16 protein-coding genes and 1 pseudogene are annotated in these 14631 nt (G+C 65.4%); 7 read left to right on the top strand and 10 right to left on the bottom strand.

The window, feature by feature from the left end; genetic code table 11:
• Nucleotides 1-5: 5 nt before the first annotated feature.
• From WS87_RS08425 to WS87_RS08405, 5 genes are all read left to right on the top strand, one after another.
• The gene (locus WS87_RS08425) at nt 6-1028 is read left to right on the top strand and encodes a glycosyltransferase (protein ID WP_059817589.1); all 1023 of its coding nucleotides are present in this window, start codon (nt 6-8) and stop codon (nt 1026-1028) included.
• Nucleotides 1025-1972 (top strand): formyltransferase, encoded by a 948-nt coding sequence (locus WS87_RS08420; protein ID WP_059693283.1) that lies wholly within the window; start codon nt 1025-1027, stop codon nt 1970-1972. Before WS87_RS08425 ends, WS87_RS08420 begins: the two co-directional genes overlap by 4 nt.
• Nucleotides 1969-3024 carry a bifunctional UDP-4-keto-pentose/UDP-xylose synthase gene (locus WS87_RS08415; protein ID WP_059529811.1) on the top strand — a complete coding sequence of 352 codons (1056 nt, stop codon included), beginning with the start codon at nt 1969-1971 and terminating at the stop codon, nt 3022-3024. The genes WS87_RS08420 and WS87_RS08415 overlap by 4 nt, the downstream gene beginning before the upstream one ends.
• A 12-nt stretch (nt 3025-3036) precedes the next feature.
• Entirely contained in the window at nt 3037-3933 is an 897-nt protein-coding gene (locus tag WS87_RS08410; RefSeq protein ID WP_059529808.1) for a polysaccharide deacetylase family protein, read from the top strand.
• 108 nt (nt 3934-4041) lie between these two features.
• Nucleotides 4042-4503 (top strand): peroxiredoxin, encoded by a 462-nt coding sequence (locus WS87_RS08405; RefSeq protein WP_006756046.1) that lies wholly within the window; start codon nt 4042-4044, stop codon nt 4501-4503.
• 192 nt (nt 4504-4695) lie between these two features.
• Here WS87_RS08405 and WS87_RS34690 read toward each other — a convergent pair.
• Nucleotides 4696-4940, bottom strand: a pseudogene (locus WS87_RS34690) (hypothetical protein); the annotation flags it as partial.
• Between WS87_RS34690 and WS87_RS08395 the strand changes: the two are divergent.
• Nucleotides 4836-6644 carry a PhoH family protein gene (locus WS87_RS08395; RefSeq protein WP_059817590.1) on the top strand — a complete coding sequence of 603 codons (1809 nt, stop codon included), beginning with the start codon at nt 4836-4838 and terminating at the stop codon, nt 6642-6644. The pseudogene WS87_RS34690 and the gene WS87_RS08395 overlap by 105 nt on opposite strands.
• Nucleotides 6645-6880: 236 nt before the next feature.
• Nucleotides 6881-7939, top strand: coding sequence for a C40 family peptidase (locus WS87_RS08390; protein WP_059817593.1), 1059 nt, complete (start codon nt 6881-6883; stop codon nt 7937-7939).
• A 124-nt stretch (nt 7940-8063) separates the two neighbouring features.
• Here the strand turns inward: WS87_RS08390 and WS87_RS08385 are convergent, their stop codons facing one another.
• The 9 genes from WS87_RS08385 to WS87_RS08345 form a co-directional block, all read right to left on the bottom strand.
• Nucleotides 8064-9074, bottom strand: a complete 1011-nt coding sequence (locus WS87_RS08385) for an inorganic phosphate transporter (RefSeq protein ID WP_059449911.1) — start codon at nt 9072-9074, stop codon at nt 8064-8066.
• 10 nt (nt 9075-9084) lie between these two features.
• Nucleotides 9085-9711 (bottom strand): DUF47 domain-containing protein, encoded by a 627-nt coding sequence (locus WS87_RS08380; RefSeq protein ID WP_044847234.1) that lies wholly within the window; start codon nt 9709-9711, stop codon nt 9085-9087.
• A gap of 146 nt (nt 9712-9857) precedes the next feature.
• Nucleotides 9858-11240, bottom strand: coding sequence for a replicative DNA helicase (locus WS87_RS08375; RefSeq protein WP_044847233.1), 1383 nt, complete (start codon nt 11238-11240; stop codon nt 9858-9860).
• Nucleotides 11241-11375: 135 nt separating this feature from the next.
• Nucleotides 11376-11828 carry a 50S ribosomal protein L9 gene (gene rplI, locus WS87_RS08370; protein ID WP_047900882.1) on the bottom strand — a complete coding sequence of 151 codons (453 nt, stop codon included), beginning with the start codon at nt 11826-11828 and terminating at the stop codon, nt 11376-11378.
• Between the two features lie 27 nt (nt 11829-11855).
• Nucleotides 11856-12131: a 30S ribosomal protein S18 gene (gene rpsR, locus WS87_RS08365; protein ID WP_004193360.1), complete on the bottom strand. Its 276-nt coding sequence runs from the start codon at nt 12129-12131 to the stop codon at nt 11856-11858.
• Nucleotides 12132-12135: 4 nt separating this feature from the next.
• On the bottom strand, nt 12136-12435 hold the full coding sequence (gene priB, locus WS87_RS08360) for a primosomal replication protein N (RefSeq protein WP_059817595.1): 300 nt from the start codon (nt 12433-12435) through the stop codon (nt 12136-12138).
• 40 nt (nt 12436-12475) lie between these two features.
• Nucleotides 12476-12850, bottom strand: coding sequence for a 30S ribosomal protein S6 (rpsF, locus tag WS87_RS08355; protein ID WP_006755436.1), 375 nt, complete (start codon nt 12848-12850; stop codon nt 12476-12478).
• 242 nt (nt 12851-13092) lie between these two features.
• Entirely contained in the window at nt 13093-13992 is a 900-nt protein-coding gene (locus WS87_RS08350) for a zf-HC2 domain-containing protein (protein ID WP_059817597.1), read from the bottom strand.
• The gene (locus WS87_RS08345; RefSeq protein WP_059817600.1) at nt 13982-14629 is read right to left on the bottom strand and encodes an RNA polymerase sigma factor; all 648 of its coding nucleotides are present in this window, start codon (nt 14627-14629) and stop codon (nt 13982-13984) included. The genes WS87_RS08350 and WS87_RS08345 overlap by 11 nt, the downstream gene beginning before the upstream one ends.
• Between the last annotated feature and the right edge of the window lie 2 nt (nt 14630-14631).

The raw sequence follows: 14631 nt of genomic DNA, 5'->3' as shown, positions 1-14631 counted from the left end.
CGTACATGAATCACCTTGAAGCACGCGCCGGGCATCCGGGCGCCGCGAACCCGGAGGTATCGGTCATCATCCCCGTGTACAACGAGGAAGAGGGCCTGGCCGCGCTGTTCGCGCGCCTGTACCCGGCACTCGACGCACTCGGCACGTCGTACGAAGTGATCCTGATCAACGACGGCAGCCGCGACCGCTCGGCCGCGATGCTGGCGGACCAGTTCCACGTGCGCCCCGACACGACGCGCGTCGTGCTGCTCAACGGCAACTACGGCCAGCACATGGCGATCCTCGCCGGCTTCGCGCAGTCGCGCGGCGACATCGTCATCACGCTCGACGCCGACCTGCAGAACCCGCCCGAGGAAATCGGCAAGCTGATCGCGAAGATGCGCGAGGGCTACGACTACGTCGGCTCGATCCGCAAGCAGCGTCAGGACAGCCTGTGGCGGCGCAAGGCATCGCAGATGATGAACCGGCTGCGCGAGCGCATCACGCGGATCAAGATGACCGACCAGGGCTGCATGCTGCGCGCGTACAGCCGCCGCATCATCGACACGATCAACGTGTGCGGCGAAGTCAACACGTTCATCCCCGCGCTGGCCTATACGTTCGCGCAAAACCCGACCGAAATCGAGGTCGCGCACGAAGAACGCTTCGCGGGCGAGTCGAAATACTCGCTGTACAGCCTGATCCGGCTGAACTTCGACCTCGTGACGGGCTTCTCGGTCGTGCCGCTGCAGTGGCTGTCGTTCATCGGCGTGATCCTGTCGCTCGGCTCCGCCGCGCTGTTCGTGCTGCTGCTCGTACGCCGTTTCATCGTCGGCGCGGAAGTGCAAGGCGTGTTCACGCTGTTCGCGATCACGTTCTTCCTGCTCGGCGTGATCATCTTCGCGCTCGGCCTGCTCGGCGAATACGTCGGCCGCATCTACCAGCAGGTGCGTGCGCGGCCGCGCTACCTGATCCAGGCCGTGCTCGAACAGCATGACGGCATGCCGGCGGTGCCGGCCGGCACGAATCGCGCGGGGGTGTCGCAATGAAGCCGCGCGCCGTCGTCTTCGCGTATCACAACGTCGGCGTGCGGTGCCTGCAGGTGTTGCTGGCACGCGGCGTCGACGTCGCGCTCGTCGTCACGCACGAGGACAACCCGAACGAGAACATCTGGTTCGGCAGCGTCGCATCCGTCGCCGCCGAGCACGGGATCCCGGTCGTCACGCCGGCCGACCCCGCCGATCCGGCACTGCGCCGCGCGGTAGCCGACGCGCAGCCGGACTTCATCTTCTCGTTCTACTACCGCCACATGCTGCCGGTGGACCTGCTTGCGATCGCGCCGCGCGGCGCGTACAACATGCACGGTTCGCTGCTGCCGAAATACCGGGGTCGGGTACCGACCAACTGGGCCGTGCTGAACGGCGAAACGGAAACCGGCGCGACGCTGCACGAGATGGCCGCGAAGCCCGACGCCGGCGCGATCATCGGCCAGACCGCGGTGCCGATCCTGCCGGACGACACGGCCACGCAGGTGTTCGACAAGGTGACGGTGGCCGCCGAGCAGACGCTCTGGCGCGTGCTGCCCGCGCTGCTCGCGGGCGATGCGCCGCATCTGCCGAACGATCTCTCGAACGGCAGCTACTACGGCGGACGCAAGCCGGAGGACGGCCGCGTCGACTGGTCGAAGCCGGCCGCGCAGGTCTACAACCTGGTTCGCGCGGTCGCGCCCCCGTATCCGGGCGCGTTCACCGACGTCGGCGGCACGCGGTTCGTGATCGCCCGCGCGCGCCTCGCGGCGCCCGGCAGCGCGGTCGCCGCGGCCGCGGCGGATTTGCCGCCCGGCCTGCACGTAAGCGATAATGCGCTATTCGGCGTCTGCGGCGACAGCCGCGCCCTATCCATTCTCGAGCTGTGGCAGCAGCGCGACGGCAGCGAAACCGTCGTGACGCCCGCGGAATTCGCGCAGTTCATTCATTCTTCCCGTCATTCATGAAAGCAAAAAAAGTCCTGATCCTGGGTGTGAACGGCTTCATCGGCCATCACCTGTCGAAGCGCATTCTTGAAACCACCGATTGGGAAGTGTTCGGCATGGACATGCAGACCGATCGGCTGGGCGACCTCGTCAACCACGAGCGGATGCACTTCTTCGAAGGCGACATCACGATCAACAAGGAGTGGGTCGAGTATCACGTGAAGAAGTGCGACGTGATCCTGCCGCTCGTGGCGATCGCGACGCCCGCGACCTACGTCCAGCAGCCGCTGCGCGTGTTCGAGCTCGACTTCGAGGCGAACCTGCCGATCGTGCGTTCGGCCGTCAAGTACGGCAAGCACCTCGTGTTCCCGTCGACCTCCGAGGTCTACGGCATGTGCTCGGACGAGCAGTTCGACCCGGATGCATCGGCACTCACCTACGGCCCGATCAACAAGCCGCGCTGGATCTACGCGTGCTCGAAGCAGCTGATGGACCGCGTGATCTGGGGCTACGGGATGGAAGGCCTGAACTTCACGCTGTTCCGTCCGTTCAACTGGATCGGCCCGGGCCTCGACTCGATCTACACGCCGAAGGAAGGCAGCTCGCGCGTCGTCACGCAGTTCCTCGGCCACATCGTGCGCGGCGAGAACATCAGCCTCGTGGACGGCGGCTCGCAGAAGCGCGCGTTCACCGATATCGACGACGGCATCAGCGCGCTGATGAAGATCATCGAGAACAAGAACGGCGTCGCGTCGGGCAAGATCTACAACATCGGGAATCCGAAGAACAACTTCTCGGTTCGCGAGCTCGCGCACAAGATGCTCGAACTGGCCGCCGAATACCCCGAATACGCCGGCTCCGCGAAGCAGGTGCAGCTCGTCGAAACAACGTCGGGCGCCTACTACGGCAACGGCTATCAGGACGTGCAGAACCGCGTGCCGAAGATCGACAACACGATGCAGGAGCTCGCATGGGCGCCGCAATCGACATTCGACGACGCGCTGCGCAAGATCTTCGAAGCGTATCGCGGCCATGTCGCCGACGCGCGCGCGCTGGTCGAGCAGCAGAACTGACGGGACGCTCGCTTGGCTCGTATCGTCCTCAAGATCGACGTCGACACGCTGCGCGGCACGCGCGAAGGCGTGCCGAACCTCGCGCGCATCTTCGACCGCTTCAGTGCGCGCGCGACCTTCCTCTTCAGCCTCGGGCCCGATCACACGGGCTGGGCGCTGCGGCGCGTGTTCCGGCCCGGCTTCCTGAAGAAGGTGTCGCGCACGTCGGTGGTCGAGCATTACGGCGTGAAGCAGCTGATGTACGGCGTGCTGCTGCCGGGCCCCGACATCGGCCGCCGCGCGATCGCGGACATGCGCGCGATCCACGAGGCCGGCTTCGAATGCGGGATCCACACGTGGGATCACGTGTACTGGCAGGACAACGTGCGCGTGCGCGATCGCGACTGGACCGCGCGTGAAATGCAGAAGAGCCACGCGCGCTTCGTCGACGTCTTCGGCGCGCCGCCCGTCACGCACGGCGCGGCCGGCTGGCAGATGAACGACGCGGCGTTCGAGCAGATCGACGCATGGGGGATGCGCTATGCATCCGACGGTCGCGGCCATTCGCCGTACCTGCCCGTGGTCGGGGGCCGCACGCTGTCGCACGTGCAGATGCCGACCACGCTGCCGACGCTCGACGAAGTGCTCGGCATCGACGGCATCGACACGCACAACGTCGCCGCGCATATCCTGAAGTTCACGGAGACCAATCCGCACGACCAGGTGTTCACGCTGCATGCGGAACTGGAAGGCCAGAAGCTCGCGCCGGTGTTCGAGCAACTGCTCGCCGGGTGGCGTGCGCAGGGCCATACGTTTGCGACGATGGGCGATTACCACGCGACGCTGGACCGCGACTCGCTGCCATCGTACCCTGTCACGTGGGGCGAGATTCCCGGCCGCTCCGGCGAACTGATCGTCCAGCCCGACTGAGTTCGCGCGCGCCGGCGCCGCCGGCCCCGCCCTTGCGGCGTGCCGCCGCGACGTCCCGCCGTACCGCGCCGCCCGAGCGGCGCCTTTCCATAACAACAGGAGAAACACGTGTCCGTCGAAGTTGACCGTCAAGTTCCCGATTTCACCGCACCGGCTACGGGCGGCGACATTTCGCTGTCCGACCTGAAGGGCAAGAAGCTCGTCCTGTATTTCTATCCGAAGGACAACACGCCGGGCTGCACGACCGAAGGCCTGCAGTTCCGCGATCTCTATCCGAAGTTCAAGAAGGCCGGCGCCGAAGTCATCGGCGTATCGCGCGACAGCCTGCGCTCGCATGACAACTTCAAGGCAAAGCTCGAACTGCCGTTCCCGCTGATCTCCGACGCCGACGAAGCGCTGTGCGCGCTGTTCGATGTCATCAAGATGAAGAAAATGTATGGCAAGGAAGTGCGCGGAATCGAGCGTTCGACGTTCCTGATCGACGCCGACGGCGTGCTTCGCCAGGCATGGCGCGGCATCAAGGTGCCCGGTCACGTGGACGACGTGCTAAGTGCTGTACAAGCGCTTTGAGCCGCGTTATATTGGGCCGCAATGAATGCCAGTTCGCCCCATATTTCTCGTAGCTGCACCGGTGCCCGTTGCGATGCTTTCCGGCACCTGACGCGCATTACGACGGTATCAGCCGAGCCGCATGTCCCTGTCGACGGGGCAGCGGCTTTTTTTATGGACTGCGCGCCGGCCCTCGGTCCGGCCCTCACCCCGTCAAGGAGCTGATCGACACTTAGGCGAACCGGCTAGACGATATTCCTGTGCGCCACCGCGCGCAAACTGCATGCGTGTACGTCACGCAGGATGCGATCAGCGGCGCACTTCATGCGACACGATTCCTCCCGAGGGACACCATGCCTTTGCCTACCCCCCCCAGCAAGCTCGGCAGCCTGCTGCCGCCCGACGAATACAAGGCGAAAGCGCGGCCCGCGAAAGCCGCGAAGAAATCCGCCGAAGGGGACGCATCCACAGCCGGTGACTATGGCCCGGCCAGCGTGGCCCAACCGATGACCGAAGCCGCGAACACGGCCGCGCCGCTGCGCGCCGTCGCGTCGTCGGCGCAAGAAGCCGCGAGCACACCCGCGCGCGGCCGCAAGACCAAACAGACCGCGGCGCTGCTGCAGCCGATGCAGGCGCCGGTCGAAGCAGCGCCCGCCACGCCGGTCGAGGCACGCCACGACAAGCCCGCCGCCGGGAAACCGGCCGCGGCACCCGCACGCGATGCGGGCGCCGCGACGAAGTCGCGCAGCCGCAAGCCAGCCGAGGCCGAACTGCAAAAGTTGTTCGTGCTCGACACCAACGTGCTGATGCACGACCCGAGCAGCCTCTTCCGCTTCGAGGAACACGACGTCTATCTGCCGATGATGACGCTCGAGGAACTCGACAACCACAAGAAGGGGATGTCGGAAGTCGCGCGCAACGCGCGCCAAGTGAGCCGCACGCTCGACGCGCTGGTCGCCGACGCGGGCCTGATCACGAACGGCATTCCGCTGTCGCGCCTCGGCAGCCGCGAGGCGCTCGGCCGCCTGCACTTCCAGACGACGCTCACCAACATTCCGCCCGTCGAAGGCCTGCCGGAAGGCAAGGCCGACAACCAGATCCTGGGCGTCGTGCGCGCGCTGCAGCGCGACCGGCCGGACCGTCAGGTCGTGCTGGTGTCGAAAGACATCAACATGCGGATCAAGGCGCACGCGCTCGGCCTGCCCGCGGAAGACTACTTCAACGACCAGGTACTCGAGGACAAGGACCTCCTCTATACCGGCGTGCGCGAACTGCCGCAGGACTTCTGGACCCGGCACGCGAAGGGCATGGAGAGCTGGCAGGACACGAAGACGGGCACCACGTATTACCGCGTGACGGGCCCGCTCGTCGCGTCGATGCTCGTCAACGAGTTCGTCTATCTCGAGCCGCAGAACGGCGAACCGACGTTCCATGCGATCGTCCGCGAGCTGAACGGGAAGACGGCGCTGCTGCAGACGCTGCGCGACTACAGCCACCACAAGAACAACGTGTGGGGCATCACCGCGCGCAACCGCGAGCAGAACTTCGCGCTGAACCTGCTGATGAACCCCGAGATCGACTTCGTCACGCTGCTCGGCCAGGCCGGCACCGGCAAGACGCTCGTCGCGCTCGCGGCCGGCCTCGCGCAGGTGCTCGACGACAAGCGCTACAACGAGATCATCGTGACGCGCGCGACCGTGCCCGTCGGCGAGGACATCGGCTTCCTGCCCGGCACCGAGGAAGAGAAGATGCAGCCGTGGATGGGCGCATTCGACGACAACCTCGAAGTGCTGCAGAAAACCGACGACGCAGCCGGCGAATGGGGCCGCGCGGCGACGCAGGAGCTGATCCGTTCGCGCCTGAAGGTGAAGAGCATGAACTTCATGCGCGGGCGCACGTTCGTCGACAAGTACCTGATCATCGACGAAGCGCAGAACCTCACGCCGAAACAGATGAAGACGCTCGTCACGCGCGCGGGCCCCGGCACGAAGATCGTGTGCCTCGGCAACATCGCGCAGATCGACACGCCTTACCTGACCGAAGGCAGCTCGGGCCTAACCTACGTCGTCGACCGCTTCAAGGGTTGGGGCCATAGCGGCCACGTCACGCTCGCGCGCGGCGAACGCTCGCGGCTCGCCGACTACGCGTCGGACATCCTCTAACGCGCGACCGGCTGCCCGCCAGCCGTCAACGCCATGCGGCGCTCCGTTTCCGGAGCGCCGTTTTTATTTTTGGGGTCGGAAACGTTGGTCACGCTTCGTTACGCAACAGCCTCACTTACGCGCGAAACTTCAAGTAAATTCTCAGGAATGGTTGCCTAAGCCCCGCCGGAACGTCTACCATCGGGTCTGTCTGTTGTCATACGATTCGCGAGCGTTCCGCGCTCGTCCGCCTTGTCATGCTTCGAATCTGGGTTCCCGTCGCCGTCGTTTCACTGCTCGCGGCTTGCTCCAGCGTGCCGCCGCAGTCGGCCTCGCGCACCTCCGGCATGAAGATCACGACGCCGCGCGCGTTCCCGGCGCCCGCCAATTTCCCGAAATTCGTCGATCACAGCGTCGGTCAGGAAGAGATTTCGATCCAGGCGATGAGCCTCGTCGGCGTGCCGTATCGCTGGGGCGGCAACACGCCGACGAGCGGCTTCGACTGCAGCGGGCTCGTGCGCTACGTGATCGGCCGCGCGGCCGACGTGAACCTGCCGCGCACGACCGCCGACATGAGCAGCCGCGGCGTCTCGATCGACCCCGACCAAGTCGCGCCGGGCGACCTGATCTTCTTCAATACGACCGGCCGCCCGCATTCGCACGTTGGTATCTACGTCGGCAAGCTGCGCTTCGTCAACGCACCGTCGACCGGCGGCACCGTGCGGCTCGACTACCTGACGAACCCGTACTGGGCCAAGCGCTTCGACGGCATTCGCCGCGTCGCGCCGCCGCGCGGCACGCCGACGCCGTTCGATGCACCGACCTACGAGGCACGGCGCGATGCGCCGACGGCCGCGCCGGCCCCGGTCGTTGCAGCCGCCTCGCCGCGACAGCCGGCCTACGCTTCGTCACAAGCCGGCGCGGCACCGTCGCCGGCTCCAGTCATCCAGGCAGTGCCGGTCGTATCGACCGCAGCGGTCGCCCCGGCAGCCGCCACGACCGCCGATCCGTACGAACCTCCGCCGCCGCGCGTGCCGGCAGCCCAGCAGCAGGCGGCGTCCGCGAATGGCGAGATGACCGCGATGACGGCGAACGCAGCCCCGACGGAGACCGGCACGCAGATTCCGACGACGGCACTGACGGCCGCCCAGGCGGCCGCGTTCGATGCGGAGCCCCCGCCCGCCGCCGCCGCGACGTCGCCGCGCGGCATCGAGCCCGTGCAGGTGCTGCGTGCGTCGACGCAATCTGCACCGCTCGGCCCGCGCACCGGCACTGCGGACGATCCGACCGCCCGCTTCGCGAACGGCAATTACTGACCGGCCCCATCCCGGCGGCAACCCCGCCATTCCCGGCCCATCTGCGCCTTTCCCGATCTCCAAAGAAAATGCGCCGCAACCTTTCGGTGTGCGGCGCATGTCGCGTCGTCAGTGAGCGTCGGAATCAGAAGATCTGATGCCCGACCCACCATCCGCCCGCGGCGATCAGCGCGGACGCCGGAATCGTCAGCACCCAGGCCCACACGATATTGCCGGCAACGCCCCAGCGCACGGCCGACAGCTTCTGCGTCGCGCCGACGCCGACGATCGCACCGGTGATCGTGTGCGTGGTCGACACCGGAATGCCGAGGAACGACGCGATGAACAGCGTGATCGCCCCGCCGCTTTCGGCACAGAAACCGCCGACCGGCTTGAGCTTCGTGATCTTCTGGCCCATGGTGCGAACGATGCGCCAGCCGCCGAACAGCGTGCCGAGACCCATCGACAGGTAGCACGCGCCGATCACCCACGCGGGCGGCGCGTCGGACGTCGCCGACGCATAGCCCGACGCGATCAGCAGCATCCAGATGATACCGATCGTCTTCTGGGCGTCGTTGCCGCCGTGACCGAGGCTGTACAGACCGGCCGACAGCAGCTGGAGCCGGCGGAAGCGCCGGTCGACCTTGCTGGGTGCGGTACGGAAATACAGCCACGACACGCCGAGCATGAACAGCGAGCCGAGGATGAAGCCGAGCAGCGGCGAGATGAAGATGAACGCGACGGTCTTCATCAGGCCGTCGATGTTCAGCGAGCTCCAGCCGGACTTCGCGAGCGCGGAGCCGACGAGGCCGCCGATCAGCGCATGCGACGAGCTCGACGGAATCCCGTAATACCACGTGATCACGTTCCAGCCGATCGCACCGACCAGCGCGCCGAACACGACATAGTGGTCGACGATCTCGGGATCGATCGTGCCTTTACCGACCGTCTGCGCGACTTTCAGGTGGAAGATGAAATACGCGATGACGTTGAACGCGGCCGCGAACACCACGGCCTGCTGGGGTTTCAGCACCCCGGTCGACACGACGGTGGCGATCGAGTTCGCCGCGTCGTGAAAGCCGTTCATGAAATCGAATACGAGCGCGACGAGCACCAGCGTCGCGACCATCCATAGGGCGAGTTGTATCGAATGCATCGTGATCCGCTCAGGCGTTTTCCAGCACGATGCCTTCGATGATGTTCGCGACGTCCTCGCACTTGTCGGTGATCTCCTCGAGCAGTTCGTAGATCGCCTTCAGCTTGATGAGCGTCTTCACGTCGTCTTCCTCGCGGAACAGCTTCGACATCGCCGCGCGCAGCACGCGATCGGCCTCCGACTCCCAGCGGTCGATCTCCTCGCACTGCTTGAGGATCTGAGCCGACTGCTTCATGTCGGACAGCAATCCGACGGCCTGCTGCACGTGCTGCGCCGACTGCGTGACGATGTGTGCGAGCTGGCTCGCCTCGGACGTGACGGATTGCACGTCGTACAGCGATACGGCCGTCGCGACGTCCTCCATCAGGTCGAGGATGTCGTCCATCGTCGTGATCAGCTTGTGGATCTCGTCGCGATCGAGCGGCGTGATGAAGGTCTTGTGCAGCAGATCGATCGCTTCATGCGTCAGCTTGTCAGCGGCCTTCTCGGCGGTCTGCACGTTTTGCTTGTGAATCTCGGCGTCGGCGAGATTGTCGATCAGCAGTTCGAGCTCGCGGCCACCGGAAACGATGTGCTTCGCGTGCGCGTTGAAGAGTTCAAAGAACTTGCCCTCGGTGGGCATGAATCGACCGAACATGGGATTCCTGAGAGATTGTCAAACGACTGTCACGAAAACGGGCGATATTGTACCGTTTTCGGTTGCGACGCGACGCGCGCATATGCGCGCGCCGGGATTGGATACAACGCTTGGTGAAATAACGGTTTACATCTGGCGAAGAAGTGTTACTCGCCGTAGAAGTTCTGCGCCCCCGCAAAGTTGTCGAACTTCGTGTATTGGCCCAGGAACGTGAGCCGAACGGGTCCGATCGGGCCGTTACGCTGCTTGCCGATGATGATTTCGGCCGTACCCTTGTCCGGGCTGTCCGGATTGTAGACCTCGTCACGATAGATGAACAGGATCACGTCCGCGTCCTGTTCGATTGCGCCCGATTCACGCAAATCGGACATCACCGGACGCTTGTTCGGACGCTGTTCCAGCCCGCGGTTCAGCTGCGACAGCGCGATCACCGGCACGTCCAGCTCCTTGGCCAGACTCTTCAGCGATCGCGAGATTTCCGAGATTTCGGTCGCGCGGTTCTCGCCCTGCGACGAGCCCGACATCAGCTGCAGGTAGTCGACGATGATCAGGCCGAGCTTGCCGCACTGGCGAGCCAGACGCCGCGCGCGCGAGCGCAATTCCATCGGGTTCAGGCCGCCCGTCTCGTCGATGAAGAGCTGCGCCTCGCTCATCTTCTGCACCGCGTGCGTCAGCTTCGGCCAGTCTTCGTCCGTCAGCCGGCCGGTACGCATCCGGTGCTGGTCGAGCCGGCCGATCGAACCGAGCATACGCATCACAAGCTGCGTGCCCGGCATTTCCATCGAGAACACCGCGACCGGCAACCCGTACTCGACCGCGACGTATTCGCCGATGTTCATCGAAAATGCGGTCTTACCCATCGACGGCCGCCCTGCGACGATGATCAGTTCGCCGCCGTGCATCCCGGACGTCATCCGGTCGAGGTCGACGAAGCCCGTCGGCGTGCCCGTGACGTCGCTCGGGTTCGCGGTGTGATACAGCGTGTCGATGCGCTCGACGACCTGCGTGAGCAGCGGGCCGATCTCGAGAAAGCCCTGGTTGCCGCGCGCGCCCTCTTCGGCGATCGAGAACACCTTCGACTCGGCCTCGTCGAGCAGCTGGCGAACTTCCTTGCCCTGCGGATTGAACGCGTCGGCCGAGATTTCGTCGGCGACCGACACGAGCCGACGCAGCACCGCGCGGTCGCGCACGATTTCCGCGTAGCGACGGATGTTCGCGGCGCTCGGCGTATTCTGCGCGAGTGCGTTCAGGTACGCGAGGCCGCCGACGTCGTCGGCCTTGCCGGACGTGGTCAGCGCTTCGTACACGGTCACGACGTCGGCCGGGCGCGTCGACGCGATCAACCGGCCGATGTGCTCGTAGATGATCCGATGGTCGTAGCGATAGAAGTCGCCCTGCGACAGGAAGTCGGCAATCCGGTCCCATGCCGCGTTGTCGAGCAACAGGCCGCCGAGCACCGACTGCTCGGCTTCGACCGAATGCGGCGGGACTTTCAGCGATTCGATTTGAGGATCTTGCGGCGCGTTCATGGGTTGGGATTATCGCGAATTGATCGCGGCAGCGCTACCGCTCCGGCGATCGGGCAATAAAAAAGGCAGGCCCCGGTTGCCCGGGCGCCTGCCCTTGTCCGGACGGCGGAAGCCGCCCGGAAAGCTTGCATACGCTTACGCGTGGTCGCCGATCACGTTGACCGTGACGTCGACGACGACGTCCGTGTGCAGCGCGACCTGAACGTTGTGCTCGCCGATCATCTTCAGCGGGCCTTCCGGCATACGAACTTGCAGCTTCTCGACTTCGAAACCTGCCTTCTTCAGCAGTTCCGCGACGTCGCCGTTCGTGACCGAGCCGAACAGACGGCCGTCAACGCCCGACTTCTGCGTGATTTCGAACGACTGGCCGTTCAGCTTCTCGCCGACTGCCTGCGATGCCGCCAGCTTTTCAGCGGCGATCTTTTCGAGTTCAGCGCGGCGAACTTCGAATTCGGCGATCGCTTCCTTCGTTGCACGGCGAGCCTTGCGGTTCGGGATCAGGAAGTTGCGAGCGTAACCGTCCTTGACCTTGACGATATCGCCCAGGTTGCCCAGATTGGCGACTTTTTCCAACAGAATGATTTGCATTCGAATTCTCCTTATTGCGTCGCCTGATTACGCCTTGTGCTGATCGGTGTACGGCAGCAGCGCGAGGAAACGCGCACGCTTGATTGCCGTGTCCAGCTGACGCTGATAGTGCGCCTTCGTACCCGTCAGACGAGCCGGCGTGATCTTGCCGTTTTCGCCGATGAAGTCCTTCAGCGTTTCCGTGTCCTTGTAGTCGATCTGCTCGACGCCGGCAGCCGTGAAACGGCAGAACTTCTTGCGCTTGAAGAGCGGGTTTTGTTGCTGACGACGCTTGTCGAATTTCTTACCAGTCGGGCGGGCCATGATTTCAGTCCTTTCCTATGTCCTGCAATGCAGTGATGTGAAACACCAAGGTTCTCGCGTTGCGGCTCTTCTTTGCCAGAAAGCCCGTGAACAGCGTTTCGACGCCCATCTCACGACTTTCCAGCTTGCCGCTCGCCTCACCGGCCGCCACCGCCTCGATCGTCATTTCGATCTGACGGGGAATGCCTGCTTCGACGACTTCCGTGCGGTGATGCAACGTGGCGCTTGCGATCGGAACACCTGCCGGCGTATATCGCACCGGTGCGCGTTCGACGACGCTCGCCGTCAATTGCAACCTGTTCACGTGAGTGGCGCGCTCCTTGATGGCTTAATGAGTGACGAACTTAAGCCTGCGCTTCGGTCGGCTGAGCTGCAGCCGCCTTCTTGGCTTCTTCGCGCTGAACTTCCTTCATCATCGGCGACGGGCCGGTCTCGGCCTTCTTCATCTTGACGATGAGGTGACGCAGCACGGCGTCGTTGAACTTGAACGCGTGTTCGAGTTCGTCGAGCGTCGTCTGGTCGCACTCGATGTTCATGCAGACGTAGTGAGCCTTCGCGAGTTTCTCGATCATGTAGGCCAGCTGGCGACGGCCCCAGTCTTCGACACGGTGGATCTGGCCGCCGTGCGTCGTGATCGTGGTCTTGTAACGCTCGATCATCGCGGGCACTTGCTCGCTCTGATCGGGGTGCACGATGAATACGATTTCGTAATGACGCATTACACACTCCTTGTGGATTAAAGCCACCCGGGCGTCTGAACCGGTGTGGCAAGTGAGAAGCCGAAGATTCTAACCCGGATACGGGGCGCATGCAACACCGATCGACGATTTCCGACCGGATTCGGCCATGTTTTCAAAGACTTGAACGGCGCCGACAGCCGAAAAGGCCGTCGGCGCGCCTGTTCATGAATCGGGGACGGAGCATCGCGCATGGGATAACGTTCCGGCGACGCGGCCTGCCGTCACTCGCTGCGCGCCCCGCCCAGCCGCGCGTCGAGCGCCGTCCTGAACGCGTCCAGCGCCGACGGCTCGGCGTCGGTCACGGCCCACCACGTCATCCCGGCCGCATCCCAGCGGTCGAGCGCGTACCCCTGCGACACGGCCGCATACGGCGCAGCCTGCCGCCCGACGCCGGCCGGCCACACGTACACGTCGATCACGTGCTGCCGATACCGGTAGACGAGCACTGCGACGCGACGCCGCCCGACATAGTCGAGCCGCCCCCCGGCCAGCGGGAAACCGCTCGCCGACAGATCCTCGACCGGCGGCGCATAGTCGAGTCGGCCGTTGAACCACGGCTTGACCGTATGCCGGTCGGTCGAGATCACGTCGATGTCGCGCGCCGACAGGCCGGCCCGAACGTGGCTCGCGACCAGTTCGTCGACCGTCTGGCCGGTTTCGGCGTGGCGCGTGGACACCACCATCCCGGCGGCCGCGGCCAGCGCGATCACCAGCGCCATGCCCCAGCCGAGTCCCGGCAGCGCCGGGACACGCGGCCCCGGCCCGGCAGGCGCCGGGCGAGCCGGCTCGCCGCGCCCGGTCGGCCATGAAAACCAGCGGCGACCGTTCGGTCGAGACCGCGGCCGCGCCGCCACGTCAGGCCCAGGTGCCGCGTGGGCCTGGCTGCGCTCTCCCGCGCCGCCCGCCGCCGGCAGCCCCGCGAGGATGCTCGCCCGCAGCGCATTCGGCGCGCGATGATAGTCGGCCTGCCGCACGATCCGCCCCAGCGCGACGATTCGTTCGCGTTCGCGGCGGCACGCGTCGCACCCTTCGACATGCCGCTGGATGCGCAATGCATCGGGCGCCGACAGCTCGCGGTCGACGTCCGCGTCCAGCAACGCTCGCGCTTCGTTACAGTCCATCGATCGCCTCCGATGCGGTTCCGCTTGCCGACGCTCGTCCCGGCGCGGGTTTGGACGTCGACGCCGGCGCCGCCGTGTCGCCCAGCAGCGCGGCGAGCCTGCGCCGGCCGCGCGCAAGCCGCGACATCACGGTGCCGACGGGCACGTCGGCGATCGCCGCGATCTCGCGGTAACTCAAATCCTCCATCTCGCGCAGCACCAGCACCTCGCGATATTCGGGCGCCAGCTTCGCGAGCGCCGCATTCACGAGCCGCACGTTCTCGCCGCGCAGCAACTGCGCGAGCGGATCCTCGGTCGCCGGCTGCCAGTCGTCGGGCACCTCCGTGTCGTCGAGCGTATCCGGCAATGCAACCTCGTGCGCGTGGGTACGGCGGCGCCATTCGGTGTACCAGGTGTGGCGCACGATCGTCAGCAGCCACGGCCGCGCGTTGTCGCCGCGGCACGAGTCGACGAAGCGCAGCGCGCGCATGCACGCGTCCTGGACGACGTCGTCCGCGTCGCCCGCATTGCCGCTCAGCCAGCGCGCGAGGTTGTACGCGGCGTCGAGATGCGGCAGCACGAGCGCGCGAAACCGCTCGCCGCGCGCGACCGCGTCGTCCTCCGTCCGTTCGTCGACCGCCTGTCCGGCTTGCCCCACAT

The organism is Burkholderia sp. MSMB0856, assembly GCF_001524645.2.
GTDB classification, from domain to species: Bacteria; Pseudomonadota; Gammaproteobacteria; order Burkholderiales; family Burkholderiaceae; genus Burkholderia; species Burkholderia diffusa.
Note: the sequence above shows the minus strand (reverse complement) of the source record. Positions and strands in the feature narration are given on the sequence as shown.

What these genes read in the sequence shown, in the direction of transcription:
- WS87_RS08425 (WP_059817589.1), top strand. Translation starts at nt 6, where the DNA reads ATGAATCACCTTGAAGCACGCGCCGGGCATCCGGGCGCCGCGAACCCG.
- WS87_RS08420 (WP_059693283.1), top strand. Translation starts at nt 1,025, where the DNA reads ATGAAGCCGCGCGCCGTCGTCTTCGCGTATCACAACGTCGGCGTGCGG.
- WS87_RS08415 (WP_059529811.1), top strand. Translation starts at nt 1,969, where the DNA reads ATGAAAGCAAAAAAAGTCCTGATCCTGGGTGTGAACGGCTTCATCGGC.
- WS87_RS08395 (WP_059817590.1), top strand. Translation starts at nt 4,836, where the DNA reads ATGCCTTTGCCTACCCCCCCCAGCAAGCTCGGCAGCCTGCTGCCGCCC.
- WS87_RS08390 (WP_059817593.1), top strand. Translation starts at nt 6,881, where the DNA reads ATGCTTCGAATCTGGGTTCCCGTCGCCGTCGTTTCACTGCTCGCGGCT.
- WS87_RS08385 (WP_059449911.1), bottom strand. Translation starts at nt 9,074, where the DNA reads ATGCATTCGATACAACTCGCCCTATGGATGGTCGCGACGCTGGTGCTC.
- WS87_RS08380 (WP_044847234.1), bottom strand. Translation starts at nt 9,711, where the DNA reads ATGTTCGGTCGATTCATGCCCACCGAGGGCAAGTTCTTTGAACTCTTC.
- WS87_RS08375 (WP_044847233.1), bottom strand. Translation starts at nt 11,240, where the DNA reads ATGAACGCGCCGCAAGATCCTCAAATCGAATCGCTGAAAGTCCCGCCG.
- rplI (WP_047900882.1), bottom strand. Translation starts at nt 11,828, where the DNA reads ATGCAAATCATTCTGTTGGAAAAAGTCGCCAATCTGGGCAACCTGGGC.
- rpsR (WP_004193360.1), bottom strand. Translation starts at nt 12,131, where the DNA reads ATGGCCCGCCCGACTGGTAAGAAATTCGACAAGCGTCGTCAGCAACAA.
- rpsF (WP_006755436.1), bottom strand. Translation starts at nt 12,850, where the DNA reads ATGCGTCATTACGAAATCGTATTCATCGTGCACCCCGATCAGAGCGAG.
- WS87_RS08350 (WP_059817597.1), bottom strand. Translation starts at nt 13,992, where the DNA reads ATGGACTGTAACGAAGCGCGAGCGTTGCTGGACGCGGACGTCGACCGC.